General features: G+C 63.2%; 11 protein-coding genes. 9 read left to right on the forward strand and 2 right to left on the reverse strand.

The features are described 5' to 3' along the window. Nucleotides 1–13 precede the first annotated feature (13 nt). Genes KVP70_RS02165 through KVP70_RS02175 form a run of 3 tightly spaced genes read left to right on the forward strand, consistent with a single transcriptional unit; the run spans nucleotide 14 to nucleotide 7774 of the window. Nucleotides 14–1906: a putative bifunctional diguanylate cyclase/phosphodiesterase gene (locus KVP70_RS02165; protein ID WP_217940347.1), complete on the forward strand. Its 1893-nt coding sequence runs from the start codon at nucleotides 14–16 to the stop codon at nucleotides 1904–1906. Nucleotides 1907–1910: 4 nt separating this feature from the next. Next, nucleotides 1911–6815 (forward strand): hybrid sensor histidine kinase/response regulator, encoded by a 4905-nt coding sequence (locus KVP70_RS02170; protein ID WP_217940348.1) that lies wholly within the window; start codon nucleotides 1911–1913, stop codon nucleotides 6813–6815. 8 nt (nucleotides 6816–6823) lie between these two features. Next, nucleotides 6824–7774, forward strand: coding sequence for a CheR family methyltransferase (locus KVP70_RS02175; protein ID WP_229224525.1), 951 nt, complete (start codon nucleotides 6824–6826; stop codon nucleotides 7772–7774). 4 nt (nucleotides 7775–7778) lie between these two features. On the opposite strand, the gene KVP70_RS02180 is transcribed toward KVP70_RS02175, so the two are convergent. Then, nucleotides 7779–8405 (reverse strand): glutathione S-transferase family protein, encoded by a 627-nt coding sequence (locus tag KVP70_RS02180; protein ID WP_217940350.1) that lies wholly within the window; start codon nucleotides 8403–8405, stop codon nucleotides 7779–7781. 130 nt (nucleotides 8406–8535) lie between these two features. Between KVP70_RS02180 and KVP70_RS02185 the strand changes: the two genes are divergently transcribed. The 5 genes from KVP70_RS02185 (at nucleotide 8536) to KVP70_RS02205 (ending at nucleotide 14015) form a co-directional block, all read left to right on the forward strand. After that, nucleotides 8536–11193: a M1 family metallopeptidase gene (locus tag KVP70_RS02185; RefSeq protein WP_217940351.1), complete on the forward strand. Its 2658-nt coding sequence runs from the start codon at nucleotides 8536–8538 to the stop codon at nucleotides 11191–11193. Between the two features lie 405 nt (nucleotides 11194–11598). After that, a complete protein-coding gene (locus KVP70_RS02190) occupies nucleotides 11599–12273 on the forward strand; it encodes a YceI family protein (RefSeq protein WP_217940352.1) in 675 nt (224 codons plus the stop codon). Nucleotides 12274–12387: 114 nt separating this feature from the next. Then, a complete protein-coding gene (locus KVP70_RS02195; protein WP_255575711.1) occupies nucleotides 12388–12960 on the forward strand; it encodes an FxDxF family PEP-CTERM protein in 573 nt (190 codons plus the stop codon). 179 nt (nucleotides 12961–13139) lie between these two features. Then, complete coding sequence (locus tag KVP70_RS02200) at nucleotides 13140–13649, forward strand: glycoside hydrolase family 73 protein (protein ID WP_217940354.1); 510 nt, start codon at nucleotides 13140–13142, stop codon at nucleotides 13647–13649. 15 nt (nucleotides 13650–13664) lie between these two features. Next, on the forward strand, nucleotides 13665–14015 hold the full coding sequence (locus KVP70_RS02205; RefSeq protein WP_217940355.1) for a hypothetical protein: 351 nt from the start codon (nucleotides 13665–13667) through the stop codon (nucleotides 14013–14015). A gap of 254 nt (nucleotides 14016–14269) precedes the next feature. Here the strand turns inward: KVP70_RS02205 and KVP70_RS02210 are convergent, their stop codons facing one another. Then, nucleotides 14270–14899: a LysE family translocator gene (locus KVP70_RS02210; RefSeq protein ID WP_262311675.1), complete on the reverse strand. Its 630-nt coding sequence runs from the start codon at nucleotides 14897–14899 to the stop codon at nucleotides 14270–14272. 247 nt (nucleotides 14900–15146) lie between these two features. Here KVP70_RS02210 and KVP70_RS02215 point away from each other — a divergent pair, with 247 nt between their 5' ends. Continuing rightward, the gene (locus tag KVP70_RS02215) at nucleotides 15147–17942 is read left to right on the forward strand and encodes a hybrid sensor histidine kinase/response regulator (protein WP_229224526.1); all 2796 of its coding nucleotides are present in this window, start codon (nucleotides 15147–15149) and stop codon (nucleotides 17940–17942) included. The last annotated feature ends 3 nt before the right edge of the window (nucleotides 17943–17945 follow it).

Genomic DNA, 17945 nt, shown 5'->3' on the forward strand with positions numbered 1-17945 from the left:
CGTTCAGCCAGCCGTGCCTATCCCAAAAGTCCTCCTCGTAAATGACGATCCGGCGAGCCTGTATGCGCTGGAAAGCCTGCTGTCCGAGGCCGCCGACCAGCATGTGTATGAGGTGTTGACGGCAGGCTCCGGCAAGGAGGCCCTGCGCCAGGTGCTGCTGCACGAATTCGCCGTGATCCTGCTCGACGTCAGCATGCCCGGCATGGATGGCTTCGAGACGGCCGAAGCCATCCACTCGCACCCGCGCTCGGCGGGCGTGCCGATCATCTTCATCACCGCGCACTATGCGGACGAGATGAACCGCCTCAAGGCCTATCAAAAAGGCGCGGCCGATTACCTGTTCACGCCGGTGATACCGCAGATCCTGCAAGCGAAGGTGGCGGTGTTCGTCGAGCTGACCAAGAAGAATATCCAGCTGCGCAAGAAGAGCGAGCAGCTGGCGCGCCTGAACCAGGACCTCCGCGTGCAGCGCCTGCAAGACCTGGAGCGCATCAACGCCGAGCTGGAACAGGAAATCAAGGACCGCAAGCAGGCCGAGTTGCGCGCCCACGAGCTGTCCACCCGCGACGCGCTGACCAACCTGGTCAACCGCCGCGCACTGATCCAGCAACTGGAACACGCGGTGGCCACCTCGGACCGCAGCGGCACCGGCTTCGCGCTGCTGTTCCTCGACCTCGATAAATTCAAGCATATCAACGACAGCTACGGCCACGAAGCGGGCGACGAACTGCTGCGCCAGGTCTCGGCGCGGCTGACAGCGGCGATGCGCGTGGCCGACGTGGTGGCGCGGCTGGGCGGCGACGAGTTCGTGGTGCTGATCGAAGGCCGGGCGGCGGCGGCCAACGCCGCGCGCGTGGCGCGCAAGATCGAACTGGCCTGCGCCCTGCCCTTCGACATCGCCGGCCACCGCTTGAAGACGGCGGCCAGCATCGGCATCGCCATCTATCCGCAGGACGGCAACAATGCGCAGGCGCTGATGAAGAACGCCGACACCGCCATGTACCACGCCAAGCAGAATGACGCGGGGCCGGTGCAGTTCTTCCACGAAGAGCTCAACGTGCGCGAGCGCGAACGCGGACTATGGACGCTGGAGCTGCACAAGGGGCTGGCCGCCGGCCAGCTGGAGCTGCGCTACCAGCCGCAGGTCGACATCGCCAGCGGTCGCACCATCGGCGCCGAGGCCCAGCTGCACTGGCGGCATCCGGACAAGGGCCTGCTGGAAGCGGCGCAATTCCTGCCGCACGTGCAGGACCGTGGACTGCTCGATCGCGTCGACGCCTGGGTGATCGTGCAGGCCTGCGCGCAGGCTGCCCTGTGGCAGCGGGTCGCCGCGGCCGGCGCCCGTCCCCGTGACGCGGCGCCACTGTGCATCTGGATCAACCTGGCCACGCCGCAGTTGAACACCGACTTGCTGCAAACACTGCTGCCGGCAATACGCAAGCAGCATCTGGCGCCGGGCAGCATCGGCGTGGAACTGAACGAAAAGCTGCTGCAAGGCCGGGTCGAACCGCTGACCCAGTTGCTGCTGCAATTGCAGTCCGGCGGCGTGCGCGCGGCGCTGGACGACTTTGGCAGCGCGCGCTCCTCACTGGCGGCCTGCAAACGCTGGCAGCTGAACGCGCTGAAGATAGACCGCACATTCATCCACGCGATCGGCAACGACGAAGGCGGAACCGACATCGTCGCCGCGGTCATCCACCTGGCGCGCGCGCTGGCCATGCGGGTCGTGGCGATGGGCGTCGACCAAAACGAACAGCTCGACGTGCTGCGCGCGCTGGGCTGCGACAGCTGCCAGGGCGAGCTTTTTTTCCCGCCGCTGACCGCCGCGGAACTGATCGAACACACAGGCGCCAAACCGAAGGCGCCCACCACCAAATCCCACTCCCTCCTAAACGACGAGGAATAAGCCGATGAACAATATGACCGACATGGGCGAGCAGATCGACGCCAAGCGACTGCTGTCGACCCTGATGGCGCTGAAAAAAGGCGACTTCACGGCGCGCATGCCGTCCGACTGGACCGGCATGGCGGGCAAGATCGCCGACACCCTGAACGAGATCATCGAGACCAAGGAAAAAATGGTGCAGGTGGTGACCGACGTGAGCCGCGTGGTGGGCCGCGAGGGCCGGCTGACGCAGCGCGCGCAGGTTCCCAATATGTCCGGCGGCTGGGCCACCATCGTCAGCGCCGTCAACGCGCTGATCGACGACCTGGTGCGCCCGACCACCGAGATGGCGCGCGTGATCGGCGCCGTGGCGAAGGGCGACCTGTCGCAGACCATGGCGCTGGAGGTGGACGGCGTGCCGCTGAAAGGCCAGTACCTGCGGGCGGCAACCACCGCCAACACGATGGTGGAACAGCTGTCGTCGTTCTCCTCCGAGGTGACGCGTGTGGCGCGGGAGGTGGGCACCGAGGGTAAGCTGGGCGGCCAGGCGCAAGTGAAAGGCGTGGCCGGCACGTGGAAGGATCTGACCGACTCGGTGAACTCGATGGCGGGTAACCTGACCTCCCAGGTGCGTAACATCGCCGAGGTGACCACCGCGGTGGCGAACGGCGACCTGTCCAAGAAAATCACGGTGGACGTGCGCGGCGAGATCCTGCAACTGAAGGACACCATCAACGTGATGGTGGACCAGCTGCGCTCCTTCGCATCGGAAGTGACGCGGGTGGCGCGCGAGGTGGGTACCGAGGGTAAGCTGGGCGGCCAGGCTTATGTGCCGGGCGTCGGCGGCACCTGGAAGGACTTGACCGACAACGTGAACTTCATGGCGTCCAACCTGACGGGCCAGGTGCGCAACATCGCGGCGGTGACCACCGCCGTGGCGAACGGCGACTTGTCCAAGAAGATCACGGTCGACGTCAAGGGCGAGATTCTCGAACTGAAAAACACCATCAACGTGATGGTGGACCAACTGTCCTCCTTCGCATCCGAGGTGACGCGGGTGGCGCGGGAAGTGGGTACCGAGGGCAAGCTGGGCGGCCAGGCGCAGGTGAAGGGCGTGGCCGGCACATGGAAGGACTTGACCGACTCGGTGAACTCTATGGCGGGTAATTTGACGGGCCAGGTGCGCAACATCGCCGACGTGACCACCGCCGTGGCGAACGGCGACTTGTCGAAAAAGATCACGGTCGACGTAAAGGGCGAGATTCTCGAACTGAAGAACACCATCAACGTGATGGTCGACCAATTGAACTCCTTCGCATCCGAAGTGACGCGGGTGGCGCGCGAGGTGGGCACCGAGGGTAAGCTGGGCGGCCAGGCCAACGTGCCCGGCGTGGCCGGCACATGGAAGGACTTGACCGACGGCGTGAACTCGATGGCGGGTAACCTGACCGGCCAGGTGCGCAACATTGCCGACGTGACCACCGCCGTGGCGAACGGCGACCTGTCGAAAAAGATCACGGTGGACGTCAAGGGCGAGATTCTCGAACTGAAAAACACCATCAACGTGATGGTGGACCAACTGTCCTCCTTCGCATCGGAAGTGACCCGTGTGGCGCGCGAGGTGGGCACCGAGGGTAAGCTGGGCGGCCAGGCTTATGTGCCGGGCGTCGGCGGCACATGGAAGGACTTGACCGATAACGTGAACTTCATGGCCTCCAACTTGACGGGCCAGGTGCGTAACATCGCGGCGGTGACCACCGCCGTGGCGCGCGGCGACTTGTCGAAGAAGATCACCGTGGACGTGAAGGGCGAGATCCTGGAACTGAAAGACACCATCAACGTGATGGTGGACCAACTGTCCTCCTTCGCATCCGAGGTAACGCGGGTGGCGCGTGAAGTGGGTACCGAGGGTAAGTTGGGCGGCCAGGCCAACGTGTCCGGTGTGGCCGGTACGTGGAAGGACTTGACCGAAAACGTCAACCAGCTGGCGGCTAACCTGACCAACCAGGTGCGGGCGATCGCCGAGGTGGCGACCGCCGTGACGCGCGGTGACTTGTCGCGCTCCATTCAGGTGGAGGCGCGCGGCGAGGTGTCCTACCTGAAGGACAATATCAACGAGATGATCCGCAACCTGAAGGACACCACGCTGAAGAACGCGCAGCAGGATTGGCTGAAGACCAACCTGGCGCGCTTTACCCGCCTGCTGCAAGGCCAGCGCGACTTGCAGGCCGTGACCAAGCTGATTCTGTCCGAACTGGCGCCGCTGGTGTCTGCGCACCACGGCGTGTTCTACATGATGGACTCGCAGGAATCGGACGCCCGCCTGCGCATGATCGCCAGCTACGGCTACCGTTCCAGCCGCAAGCTGCCCACCTCCTTCCTGCCGGGCGAAGGCCTGGTGGGCCAGTGCGCGGTGGAGAAGGTGCGCATCTGGCTGACCGACGTGCCGCGCGATTACATCGTCGTCTCGTCCGGGCTGGGCGCGGCGCCACCGACCAACATCGTCGTGCTGCCGATCCTGTTCGAGCAGCAGGTCAAGGCGGTGATCGAGATCGCGTCGCTGGACCGCTTCACCGAAACCCACCTGTCCTTCCTCGATCAGCTGATGGAATCGATCGGCGTGGTGCTCAACACCATCGAGGCGAACAGCCGTACCGAATCGCTGCTGACGCAGTCGCAATCGCTGGCGCAGGAACTGCAACAGACCAACCAGGAACTGGCCGAAAAGGCCCGCCTGCTGTCCGAGCAGAACATCGAGGTGGAACGCAAGAACCGCGAAGTGGAGCAGGCAAAACTGGCGCTGGAAGAAAAAGCCACCCAGCTGGCGCTGTCCTCCAAGTACAAATCCGAGTTCCTGGCGAATATGTCGCACGAGCTGCGCACGCCTCTGAACTCGCTGCTGATCCTGGCGCAGCAGCTGGGCGACAACCCGGACGGCAACCTGTCCGGCAAGCAGGTGGAATTCGCCAAGACCATCCACGGCTCCGGCTCCGACTTGCTCACGCTGATTAACGACATCCTGGATCTGTCGAAGATCGAATCCGGTACCGTGACGCTGGACGTCTCCGAGTATCGCTTCCAGAACCTGCGCAACTACGTCGACCGCACCTTCCGCCACATGGCCGAGGCCAAGCACCTGGGCTTCTCGGTGGAGCTGAAGGACAACCTGCCGACCGCGATGATGACCGACACCACGCGCTTGCAGCAGGTGCTGAAAAACCTGCTGTCGAACGCGTTCAAGTTCACCACGCACGGCCAGGTCTCGCTCAGTATCAGCCTGGTGAACAGCGGCTTCTCCAGCGACCACCCCAACCTGCTGCATGCGGACGCCGTGCTGTCGTTTGCCGTCTGCGACACCGGCGTCGGCATCGCCGCCGACAAACTGCAACTGATCTTTGAAGCGTTCCAGCAGGCCGACGGCTCCACCGCCCGCAAATACGGCGGCACGGGCCTGGGCCTGTCGATCTCGCGCGAGCTGGCGCGCCTGCTGGGCGGCGAGATCCGCGTCGAATCGGCGGTCGGCAACGGCTCGACCTTCACGCTGTTCCTGCCGTATAACCGGGCCGGCTTCGTCAACTACGACATGGGCCGCCAGCCGCAGGTCCGCCTGCCGATGCCGGCCCCGCAAGTGGTGTACACCGCCCCGCACTACAGCGAACTGTCGCAGCCGGAGCACGACAGCCTGAGCGCCATCACCGACATCGAAGCAGATATGGAGCAATACGGCAGCAGCGACGACCGTGGCCTGGTGGCGCCGGGCGATCCATCGGTGCTGATCATCGAGGACGACGAGCGCTTCTCCAAGATCGTGCTGGACTTCGCGCGCGAGAAAAACTTCAAGGGCATCGTTACGCTGCAAGGCGATTCGGCCCTGAGCCTGGCGCGCGACTACCTGCCGTCCGCCATCCTGCTCGATCTCGACCTGCCGGACATCGACGGCTTCACAGTGCTGGACCGCCTGAAACGCGACCCCAGCACGCGCCACATTCCGGTGCATGTGATGTCCAGCCTGCGCGAGCGCGAACGGGCGCTGCGCCTGGGCGCGATCTCCTACCTGAACAAGCCGGTCAGCAAGGCGGCCTTGCAGGAAGAGTTCACGCGGATTCAGAAATTCCTGCTGGGCGGTAAGCGCAGCCTGCTGGTGGTGGACGACGAACAAATGCAGCGCGACGCCATCGTCGCCCTGATCGGCGACGCCGACCTGCACATCGTCGCCGTCGATACCGGCCAGGCGGCGCTGGACGCGCTGCGCGAGGCGCGCTTCGACTGCATGGTGCTGGACCTGACACTGCCCGACATCAGCGGCTTCGACCTGCTCGACATCATCGGCAAGGACGAATCGCTGCGCGACCTGCCGATCGTGATCAACACCGCCAAGGAGTTGAACCGCAAGGAAGTGGCAAAGCTGAAGCGCTACGCCAAGACCATCGTCATCAAGGACGCCCGCTCGCCGGAACGCCTGCTGGATGAAACCGCGCTGTTCCTGCACCGTTCGCAGGCCAGCCTGCCGGAAGCGCAGCGCCGCATGCTGGAAGAGATCCACGCGGCCGACGGCGGCCTGGCTGGCCGCAAGGTGCTGATCGTCGATGATGACTTGCGCAACATCTTCGCGCTGTCGTCGCTGCTGGAGCGCCAGCAGATGCAGGTGTCGTTCGCTGAAAATGGCCGCGACGGCATCGAGGTGCTGGAAAAGGATCCGACCATCGAGATCGTGCTGATGGACATCATGATGCCGGAGATGGATGGCTACGACACCATGCGCGCCATCCGCCGCATCCCCAAATTCAAATCGCTGCCGATCATCACGCTGACGGCGAAGGCGATGAAGGGCGACCGCGATAAATGTATCGCGGCCGGCGCGTCGGACTACATCACCAAGCCAGTGGACGTGGCGCAACTGCTGTCGCTGATGCGGGTGTGGCTGCACTGATGAGTGTCATGAATTCGTTACTGGCATCGCTGCGGGCGGCGTTGCGCCCCACCGACTCCGGCGGCGCCAGCGCAATGCCGCCCGAACCGGCTTGCGCGCCGGTCGCCGGCCATGCGGATGGCCCGCGTCGCCACTCGCCTTCCACGGTCGAGGAGTTGGAGCTTGAGCTGCTGCTGGAGGCCACGTTCCAGGTCTACGGCTACGACTATCGCGGCTACCAGCGCGACGTCGTCACGCGCCGGGTGCAGGCGGCGATGAAGCAGCTGTCGCTGCCCACCATCTCGGAGCTGCAAGCGCGCGTGCTGCACGACCCGCATGCGTGGAATGCCCTGTTGCATGAACTATCGGTGGAGCAGGCGTCGATGTTCGATGACGCATCGGAGGTGTCGCTGCTGCGGATGTCGCTGGGCGTGTGCCTGCACGGGGCCGCGCTGCCGCGCGTGTGGCTGGCCGATTGCGCCGGCGCGCAACAGGCGTGGACGCTGGCCATCCTGCTGGAACAGGAACAGCTGGGCGCGCGCACCGAAATCTACGCCACCGTCTCCAGCGACGCGCTGCTGGCGGAGGCGCAGGCGGCAAGCCTGCCGGTGGCGCGCCTGGGCGAGCTGCAAGCGAACTACGTGCGCTGCGGCGGCGTGGGCAAGCTGCTCGACTATTTCGAAGTCAGCGGCGACGGGCTGCACGCGGCGCTGCTGCCGCAACTGCGCAGCCGCATCACCTGGGCGCAGTACAACCTGGTGACGGACGCCTCGTTCAATGAATTCCAGATGATATCCGGGCGACGCGCCCTGCCCGACTTCGGCCCGGCGCTGCGCCAGCGCGTGCTGCGGCTGTTCAACGACAGCCTGGCGCAATCCGGTCTGCTGGTGCTGGACCGCCCGCTGGAACTGGACGACCCGCTGGCCGTCCATTACAAGCCGGTGTTCCCGCAACAGCCTTGGTACAAGCGGGTGGCCTGACAGCCTAGTACACCACCGAGGCGCTGGAGCGTTCAGCAATGCGGTCGCGCCAGGCCTGCAAATGCGCCATGCCTTCCGCACCCGGCCGGAACTTCATCAGGCCGCGCCCGAACTCCAGCGCGCAGAACGCCGTGATATCGGCGATGGTGAAGCGCTGCCCTGCCACGAACGGCTGCTTAGCCAACACGCCATCGAGCCAACGGGCCGTCTCGCGCATCTTCTCGCCCTGCGAAGCGCCAAAGTCGGCAAACTGCGGCTGTTCCAACATCGCCAGGCCCGGATGCGTGTGGCGCACGCAGTTGGCGATGCCCATGAACAGATGCAGCTCAACGCGGCGATCGGTCATCTCGATGAAGGCGCGTTCGTCGAACCCGTCGCCCATCAGGTTAGGCTCGGGCGCATAGCCTTCCAGCCAGGTGCAGATGGCGCGGGTTTCGCACAAGATGCGGCCATCGTCCAGCTCCAGCGCCGGCACCCGGCCGAACGGATTCTTTTCCAGGTACTCGGCACTGCGGTGGGCGCCCCCAACCAGGTCGATCGACACCAGCTCGATATCGGTCAGGCCCTTCTCAGCCATAAACATGGCGACCCGGCGCGGATTAGGCGTGCGCGGCGACGTATAGAACTTCATATCCAACTCCTGTTGACGTGATGGGTAGATTGACATTGTAACCAGTTAGCCTTAGATTGCTCGTTGGCCCACGAAGCCAATAACGGTTTATATCGTATGCCTCCCGGCTCACCCAACTGAAGGATATTGCATGCAACGTAGTCTGATTTCGCTCGCCGTGATGGCGCTGCTCGGCCTTACCTCCGGCCTCGCTCCACTGACCGTGGCCGCCGCGCCGGCCGCCAAGGCCGCCAACAAGGTCACCACGCAGCTCCCCCGCAACGCCGTGCCGACCCACTACGCGGTTTCGCTGACGCCGGACGCCGCCAAAAGCAGTTTCAGTGCCAGCGTCACCATCGCGCTCGACATCAAGCAAGCCAGCAATAGCATCACCCTCAATGCCGCCGACCTGAAATTCAGCACCGTCTCGATCAGCGCCGGTCCCGGCAAGCCGGCGCTGGCCGCCAGCAAGATCAACGTCGACAACGACAAACAGACCGCCACCTTCGAGTTCGCCCAGCCGCTGGCCGTGGGCAGCTACCAGCTCAAGCTGGACTACACCGGCGTGATCGGCACCCAGGCGACCGGCATGTTCTCACTGGACTACCAGAACGGCGGCGACAAGAAGCGCGCGCTGTACACCCAGTTTGAAAACTCCGAAGCGCGCCGCGTGATCCCGTCGTGGGACGAGCCGTTCTACAAAGCCACCTTCGCGCTGGAAGCGACCGTGCCGGCCGGCCAGATGGCCGTGTCGAACATGCCGGTGGCCTCCACCAGCAAGCTGGCCGACGGCCGCGAACTGGTGCGCTTTGCCACTTCGCCGAAGATGTCGACCTACCTGCTGTTCTTCGGCCTGGGCGAATTCGAACGCGCGACCGCGGTCGAAGGCGGCACCGAATTGGGCGTCGTCACACAAAAGGGATCGATAGGCCAGGCCCAGTTCGCGCTTGATTCGTCGGTCGCCGTGCTGAAGGAATACAACGACTACTTCGGCGTGAAGTATCCGCTGCCTAAGCTGGACAACATCGCCGCGCCGGGCCGCAGCCAGTTCTTCAGCGCGATGGAAAACTGGGGTGCGATCTTCACCTTCGAATCCGCGATCCTGCTCGATCCACGCGTGGCCACGCAGTCCGACAAGGAAACCTCGTTCCTGGTGGCCGCGCACGAAATGGCGCACCAGTGGTTCGGCGATCTGGTGACGATGGCATGGTGGGACGACCTGTGGCTGAACGAAGGCTTCGCATCGTGGATGGAATCGCGCACCACCACTCGCCTGCACCCTGAATGGAAATGGGAACTGCGCGCCGTCGGCACCCGCGAACAGGCCATGAGCCGCGACGCGTTGGCCACCACCCACCCGGTGGTACAGCACATCAGCACTGTGGAACAAGCCAGCCAGGCCTTCGACAGCATCACCTATCAAAAAGGCGAGTCGGTCATCCGCATGCTGGAAAACTATGTGGGCGATGACGCCTGGCGCGCCGGCGTGCGCAGCTACATGGCCAAGCACGCATATGGCAACACGGTGTCCGACGACCTGTGGCGCGAAGTGGAAAAGGCTGCGCACAAGCCGGTGACCGCGATCGCGCACGACTTCACGCTCAAGCCGGGCGTGCCGATGATACGCGTGGCCGATGCCGTCTGCAAAAACGGCCAGACCACCATCGCGCTGACGCAGGGTGAGTTCAGCAAAGACCAAACCGACAAGAAGCCGCTGAGCTGGCGCGTGCCGGTGATCGCGCAGACGGTGGGCGGCGCCCCCGTGCGCGCCATCGTCAACGGCAAGGCCGGCATGACGCTGCCGGGCTGCGGCACGGTGCTGGTCAACGCGGGCCAGAGCGGCTACTACCGCACGCTGTACGCATCGAAGGCGTTTGCCGCGCTGACCGAGAGCTTCGCCGGCCTGGCGACCATCGATCAAATGGGCCTGCTGTCGGACAGCTGGTCGCTGGGCATGGCGGGCTTGATGCCGGCCTCCAGCTTCATGGACCTGGCCAGCAAGGCGCCGGTGGACGCCGCGCCGCAAGTGTGGGACCAGATCGCCGATTCACTGGCCTCGCTGCACTACAGCTACGAAGGCAAGCCGGAACAACAGGCAGCGCTGGACCGCTACGCCCGCAAGCGCCTGGCGCCAGTGCTGGCGCGCATAGGCTGGACCAAGGCTGCGGATGAAGCGGCGCCTGTGGCCAACCTGCGCGAGACGCTGATCAACGTGCTGGGCGCCGTCGGCGATGAAGGCGTGGTAGCGGAAGCGCGCCGCCGTTATGCCGCCTCTGCCACCGACAAGGATGCGATGCCGGCTGCGCTGCGTCGTCCTATCCTGGGCGTGATCGCCGCCAACGCCGATGCCGCGACCTGGGACCAGCTGCATGCCGCGGCACGGGAAGAGAAATCGTCCATGATCAAGAGCGAGCTGTATGACCTGCTGGGCACCACCAAGGACAAGGCGCTGGCGCAGCGCGCGCTGGAACTGGCGCTGACCGACGAAGGCGGCGCTACCGAAGGCGCGGCTATCCTGAATCGCGTGGCAGGTCACCATCCAGACATGGCTTACGATTTCGCCATCGGCCACTACGCACAGCTCGAGAAGAAGGTCGATGGCAGCTCGCGCAGCCGCTACTTCCCAGGCCTGGGCGGACGCTCGGCCGACCTGGCGATGATAGCCAAGCTGCACGCCTACGCCAAGCAGTACCTGCCGGCCGAAGCACAGGGCGACACCAAGACCGCCATCGCCTCGATCCAGTACCGCGTGAAGCTGCGCACCACCCGTCTGCCGGAAATCGACAGCTGGCTGGCGAAGCACGGCTAACAGCCAAAAAAAACCAGCGTCATCGTGCGATGATGCTGGTTACGAAAACGCTCGAAAGCGTGGGGATGTCTGTTTGCCCGGCGGCGATGGTGTCGCCTGGGCGAAATTTGTGCCGGGCTTGATGGAGTCCGGCAGCCGGGCGCGGGGCTTAAACCTCGCGCTACAGGTGTTACTTTGCCAGCTATCGGCCGGCATAGGCTTAGGGATTGATTAAGGTGGGAATCGGGGCCGGGGTGCAGCCGGATCGAGGTGATGGTGCCGGTGTTTCAGGCCACCGGCGAGCCTGCTGAGTCATGCTTTGTGAAATCCCGCACCGGCTTGGGCACGAAACCAACTGGAGCACGCTGGGACCAGCGAGACGCATCATAATCGGGCAATATGACGGCCAAATGACCATGGTGCGGAATGACAAAATTATATAATCATCTAAGAATCGGCGTGCTGTGCGTGAGCGTGGCGGCGTGCACACAACTGCCCGGCAGCCCGCCGCCGGCCGCTGCGCCTGCGGTACCTGGCGCCCCTGTCGTTTATCCAGCACCGGCTGCGAGCGCGCTGACCATCGACAGCGCGCAATCGCTGATCGCCGTCACGGTGCAGCGCGGCGGCCTGCTGGCTCGGCTGGGCCACGATCATCTGGTCGCCAGCCGCCATGTCACTGGCACCGTATCGCCAGCGCAGAACCGCGCCGATTTCCAGTTCCGCCTCGACCAGTTGACGGTCGACGAGGCCGAGCTGCGCATCGCCGCCGGCCTGGAAAAGCAACCCTCCGCCGACGCCATCGACGGCACCCGCAACAATATGCTGACCAGGGTGCTGGATGCGGAACGCTATCCGCTGGTCACCGTTCACGCCGAGCGCGGCGCCACCGGCCAGCCGCTCCAGGTGGCGATCACGCTGCATGGCGTCACGCGCACCATGGCGATTCCAACGGACATACGCGAGACGAAAGGCGTCATGACCGCCACCGGCAGCGTCCATCTAAAACAGAGTGATTTCGGCATCACGCCATTTTCGGTGATGGCCGGCGCGCTGGCCGTGCAGGACCAGCTGGAACTGCGCTTCACGCTTGTGGCCAAATAGGAGAAATACAGTCAAATAGACAATTCCTGCAGGACTTACTGTGCTATTCTTTTCGATGAAATATCGATAACAAGAAGTACCGCCCTGCGGCCCACACTTATGACTGGAACAAGTATGAAAGTCTTTAACAAGGCAGTTATATTTTCCGCATTGCTTGCCTGCTCCGGACTGATGACACACTCCGCGATCGCCGCGAACGTCATAGGCTCGCCATTCAGTCAGCAGATCAGTGACGCGTTCGGTGGCTTCACTCTAAGTTTTGGCAATAATTTCATCAACACAGACCAGCACGGCACCTTTGACGACATCATCGGATTCGGCGTCGGCTCGTCGTTTGAAGCGGGAGGCTCGGTCTCGTCGGATTTCACCTCGACTCAATCGCTGACGCTGGCATCGCTAAAACTGGTGAACTACACCATCGACATCAACAACAATATCGTGATTTTGTCGTCCCTCAGCGCGTCGCAACTGTTGCCGAACTACTTCCGGTTCCATGCGAACAACCTGAGCGAGGGGCAGTACTACCTGGAAATCACCGGCAGCGTTGACGGCAGCAGCGGAGGCGCCTACGGCGGCAGCATGAACGTGACGCCACTGGAAGCCGTGCCTGAGCCGGCCACCTACGGCATGTTGCTGGGCGGCTTGGGCTTGCTGGGCTACGCAGCCCGCCGCAAGAAAACGAGCTGATCCGGCGCGGCCACTGTGCCGCAGCCACGAAGAGCGCATGCGCCGGCAACGGCCATGCGCTTTTTTTCTAAAATAAAGTGATTTCGACCGCAGACATAACTACTGAGCGAGTTCAACGATAGCTGCTGAATTTGATGCGATGCTAAGTCTGGCCACTTCGGCCGGATCGGAGATCGCTCATGTCAAAACACGCACACGCGCTTGCTCAAACGCATGCGCACAGACATCGGACCAAACAACAGCCAGCTCACGTCGCCCACTTTGTCGGCTTACATACCAGTGACGCAAGAATCATCTCAGCGCGTACTGGCATCCCAACCGAGGTAATACTTGCCCAATCCGCCCTTGAAAGCAATTGGGGTCGATCCGTCAAGGGGAATGCATACTTTGGGATAAAAGGTAAATCCGCAACTGGACACTCGACAACTTTCTCCACGCACGAGGTCAAGTTATCAGGGAAACGTATCCGTGAAATCAACGAATTTCGCGCCTACGCCAACTACACTGAAGCTGCCGACGATTATGCATCCCTCTTGCAACGAAAATACCCGACTGTTTTTGCGTATCAAAGCGATCCGGACAGATTCGCCGAGGCCATCGCCAGGCGTGGATACGCAACCGATCCGGATTATGCAAGAAAATTAAAATCTATCATTCATGCACACATCACGCCACTACTTAAAAAGTAACCATTGGGCAATACCATGAAACCAATTCACTGCTTGCCAGCCTTGCTGTTTCTTGCATCGACGTTGGCGTTTTCTGGCCAAATAAAGAGCAAAGATGAAGCGATCAAGCTTGCCATCGATGCCATACACAAATACCACCTCACGACGCTAAAAGATGAATGCGGGGTGGCCGATGTAATCGAGAAGCCGTCATATTTCGAAATTATAGTGCGCGAACTTCACACGAAAAATTGTGGTGGCACTCCAGAAACAGGGCCACGCCTGTTTAACGTGCGCGTTAGAAAACATGACGGTCAGCTAACCAGCGATGTTTATGACGGCACGAACTACAAGCGGGTAGATCACCAGCTTGTACCAGCTAGATAAGGAATAGCGACTTCTACTCGCTCAGCGTGTTTCCAATCGCGCTTCGGGGTCAGTTCCGGCCGATAGTGACATGAAAAAGTTGCAGCGGCAATCCCGCCCTCATTATGCGACGGACAAAAAAAAAGCCCGCAGCACAAAGAGGCGCGGGCCAAAAGTTTTCAAATCGGGAGAGACTTGAAAGAGCAAAGCCAGTATTGCAGTGCGACATTACGCCTTGATGACATCGGCGCCGCGAACAGACTTTTTTTGCTCTTTTAACGAGAAATAATCAGTTTCAACCCCAGTCCGACGAAAATCGCACCGGCCACGCGGTCCATCCACATGCCCGCGCCCGGATGGCGGTTGATCCATGCCCCCACCGCGCCGGAAAAATATCCCAGCAAGCCGAACAGGACCACGCCCTGCGCCGTGAACAGCAAACCCAGCTGAGCGGTCTGCCAGCTGACATCACCCCGCTCCGCCACCACAAACTGCGGCAGGAAGGACAGGAAGAACAGCACCACCTTCGGATTGACCGCATTGGCGAACAACCCCTTGCCAAACAACTTGGCCAGACTCTCGTCCGGCACCCCGCCACCCTCGACACGGGCGCCGCCACGACTGCGCAGCGCGCCGATGCCCAGCCAGATCAGATAAGCGCCGCCCAGCAGCTTGAGCGCGCCAAACGCCATCGGCGAAGCCTTGATCAGGGCGCTCACGCCCAAGGTCGCCAACAAAGTGTGGCTCAAACAACCCAGCGCGCAGCCCAGGCCGAACACCATGCCCTGGCGCCGTCCGCGCGACATGCCGACGCTGAGCACCATCAAGTTATCCGGGCCCGGCGAAATCGTGATCAGCAAGGCGGCGCTGAGAAAGCCGATGAATTGTTCTGGAGAGATAAGCACGGTCGCGTTCCTGTGGTGCAAAGGCGCCATCTTACCTGCCCCGCCCCGCATGCGCCAAGCATCGGTCCGTGCCATAGGTCAATTTTTGAATAAAACAATAAGTTCTCGTTTAAAATGGAAAAAACCTAACTTATTGAGACCTGCGGCCTTCGGAACACTAATGAGTACAGCTTGCAAGATGTCTTACGGTCTACCACGTGGCGCGTTGCTCGTGCTACTGGCGATGCTGGCATGGTGGCTACTGGCCTTGAGCCCCACCGCAGCCACCGCAGCGGAGCGTCCGCCGGCTGCGATCAGTGTCAATACCGCAAGTATCGATTTGATGACGACGGGCAAGCTATACCTGGACGAAGGCCAGCCTTTCCCGGTCGACGCCGCCGGTCTGCCCAAGCTGCTGGCCGGGCTGAGTCCGGCCTCCAAGGTCAATCTGCTGGGCGGCGCATATTGGCTTTATGCCGAGCTGCGCAACGACAGCCACCAGCCGGCCTGGGTCATCGATCCCAACGACACGCTGATCGATATGGTCGACATCCAGGTGTTCGGCCCCGACGGCAGCGCGCGCCAGATGCTGACCGGCTACCGCCAGCCGCATTCCTACCTGCTGCACTACGGCAAAGACGTCGACCTGCAGCCCGGCCAGCGCTACCAGATCCTGATACGCTTCGCCAGCCCCTACTACGCCCGCACGCCGGTGATGTCGGTGCTGCCGCGCACCGCCTACCAGCAGCTGGTGGCGCGCGAGAACGTGCTCATCATCGGCTCCATCGGCGCGCTGTTGGCGTTGACGGTGTTTAACTTCTTCATCTACTCGATCACCCGCGACAACTCGTCGCTGTACTACTCGCTGTACGTGCTGTGCTACGCCATCGCCTGGGGCATGACCTTCCACATGACGGCCGACCTGTTCGGCTGGCACAACCTGCAATGGCACTACGTGCCCTTCTTCCTGTTGCCGGTGCTGAGCACCATGTTCTACACCAACTTCCTGCGGCTGAAAGAGCATTCGCCGCTGCTGCACCGCCTCAGCCGCATCAACATCGTGCTGCCGCTGGTGACGCTGCCGAGCTGCTTCTTCTACCTGAGCTACGCGCACACCATCGCCACCATCGTCATCACGATCTGGATGACGATGGCGCTCACCAGCGGCATCGTGGTGTGGCGCCGCGGTTACTACCCGGCGCGCTTTTTCGTGCTCGGCTTCGTCGCGCTGATGGTGCCGGGGCTGTTCATCCTGCCGGCCAACCTGGGCCTGATCCCGGCCATGATCACCAACGCTCAGTTGTTCACGCTGCTGGGCGGCACGCTGGACGGCGTGCTGCTGGCGTTCGCGCTGGCCGACCAGATCCGCCTGCTGCGCAACACGCTGGAGCAGCGCGTGCAGGAACGCACCGCCCAGCTAACCGAAGCCAAGGAACACGCGGAGGTGGTCAGCCGCCACCGCATCGACTTCCTGTCGGCGATGAGCCACGACATCCGCACGCCGCTGGCCGGCGTGATCGGCATGATCAAGTTCGCCATGCGCGACCAGTCCGTACGCGGCCGCACCGAGGAATACCTGCGCATCGGCCTGCAGAACAGCGAATCGCTGCTGGCCATCCTCAACGACATTCTCGATTTCTCCAAGATCGACGCCGGCCGCCTGTCGATCGAAACGGTGGACTTCGACCTGATCGCACTGGTCGACGACGCCATCGGCATCCTGCAAGGCCAGGCTGACGGCAAGAGCCTGCTGCTGCGCTGCGACCTGGCGCTGGACCTGCCGCGCTACGTGCGCGGCGATCCGACCCGTCTGCGCCAGATCCTGCTTAACCTGCTAGGCAACGCCATCAAATTCACCGACCGCGGCGAAGTGCGGCTCGACGCCTCGTCCGTGCTGACCGTCGACGGCCGCACCAGCGTCAGCTTCGACATCGCCGACACCGGCCCCGGCATCCCGGCCGAAACGCTGCCACGCCTGTTCCAGAAGTTCGAACAGGCCGACCATTCGACCACGCGCCGCTACGGCGGCACCGGCCTTGGCCTGGCGATCTGCAAGGAGCTCGTTGAGTTGATGGGCGGTTCGATCGCCGCCGAAAGCCTGGTCGGCGTCGGCTCCACGTTCAGCTTCACGCTGCCGCTGGCGCTGGGCACGGCGCCGGCCATCGATCCTTCCAGCCTGCCGCGCAAGGAGCACCATGCCTATCGCCTGCGCGTGCTGTGCGCCGAGGACGTGCGCACCAACCAGATCATCGTCAGCACGCTGCTGGAAAACATGGGCCACGATATCCGCGTGGTGGAAAACGGCCTGCAGGCGCTGCACGCGCTCAGCACCGCCGCCTACGACCTGGTACTGATGGACGGCCGCATGCCGATGATGGATGGCGAACAGGCCGCGCGCCTGATCCGCAGCGGCGGCAGCGAAGACTACCGCGTGCTCGATCCCGGCATCCCGATCATCGCGCTCACCGCCAACGCCAGCGACCATGACCGCGCGCGCTATCTGGCGGTGGGCATGGACGGCTTCCTCAGCAAGCCGGTCGACGAGCGTCTGCTGTACGACCAGATCGAGAAGACCATCGCCCAGCACCTGAGCCGCGGCCGGCCGCTGCGGCCGACCGACGCCGCGCGCCTCGCCGCCACCCGCGCGCAATCGCTCGACGAGCAGTTCGGCGTGGCGCCGGCGGTCGAGAAGCGCGTCGATCCCTCCACGGTGCAGATCATGCCGCTGGCCGGCCTGTCGCACTCGCACATGCAGCGCATCACGCAGGCCTTCCTGGATGAAGCGCCGCGCCGGCTGGAGAACGCGCGTGCCGCCGTCACTGCCGCCAACGCCCACGCGGCGGCGGCGGCGATCCATGCGCTCAAGGGCAGCGCCGGCTATCTGAGCTCGACCCATCTGCACACGCTGTGCCACGAGATGGAGGCCGCCGCCGCCGCCGGCGATCTGGACGAAGTCACCCGCCGCCTGCCAGGCGTGGCCGCCGCGCTGGACCAGGCCTGCAACGACCTGCGCCGCGCCGCCAGCAACGATGTGTCCATGTCGCAGCAGGAATCGACGACCTGACCT

Origin of the sequence: Duganella violaceipulchra, from assembly GCF_019166075.1 — a bacterium.
Taxonomy (GTDB): Bacteria; Pseudomonadota; Gammaproteobacteria; order Burkholderiales; family Burkholderiaceae_D; genus Rugamonas; species Rugamonas violaceipulchra.

Coding starts and splice junctions, on each gene's coding strand:
- KVP70_RS02200 (WP_217940354.1), top strand. CDS start 13,140: ATGTCAAAACACGCACACGCGCTTGCTCAAACGCATGCGCACAGACAT.
- KVP70_RS02190 (WP_217940352.1), top strand. CDS start 11,599: ATGACAAAATTATATAATCATCTAAGAATCGGCGTGCTGTGCGTGAGC.
- KVP70_RS02170 (WP_217940348.1), top strand. CDS start 1,911: ATGAACAATATGACCGACATGGGCGAGCAGATCGACGCCAAGCGACTG.
- KVP70_RS02175 (WP_229224525.1), top strand. CDS start 6,824: ATGAATTCGTTACTGGCATCGCTGCGGGCGGCGTTGCGCCCCACCGAC.
- KVP70_RS02180 (WP_217940350.1), bottom strand. CDS start 8,405: ATGAAGTTCTATACGTCGCCGCGCACGCCTAATCCGCGCCGGGTCGCC.
- KVP70_RS02185 (WP_217940351.1), top strand. CDS start 8,536: ATGCAACGTAGTCTGATTTCGCTCGCCGTGATGGCGCTGCTCGGCCTT.
- KVP70_RS02195 (WP_255575711.1), top strand. CDS start 12,388: ATGAAAGTCTTTAACAAGGCAGTTATATTTTCCGCATTGCTTGCCTGC.
- KVP70_RS02205 (WP_217940355.1), top strand. CDS start 13,665: ATGAAACCAATTCACTGCTTGCCAGCCTTGCTGTTTCTTGCATCGACG.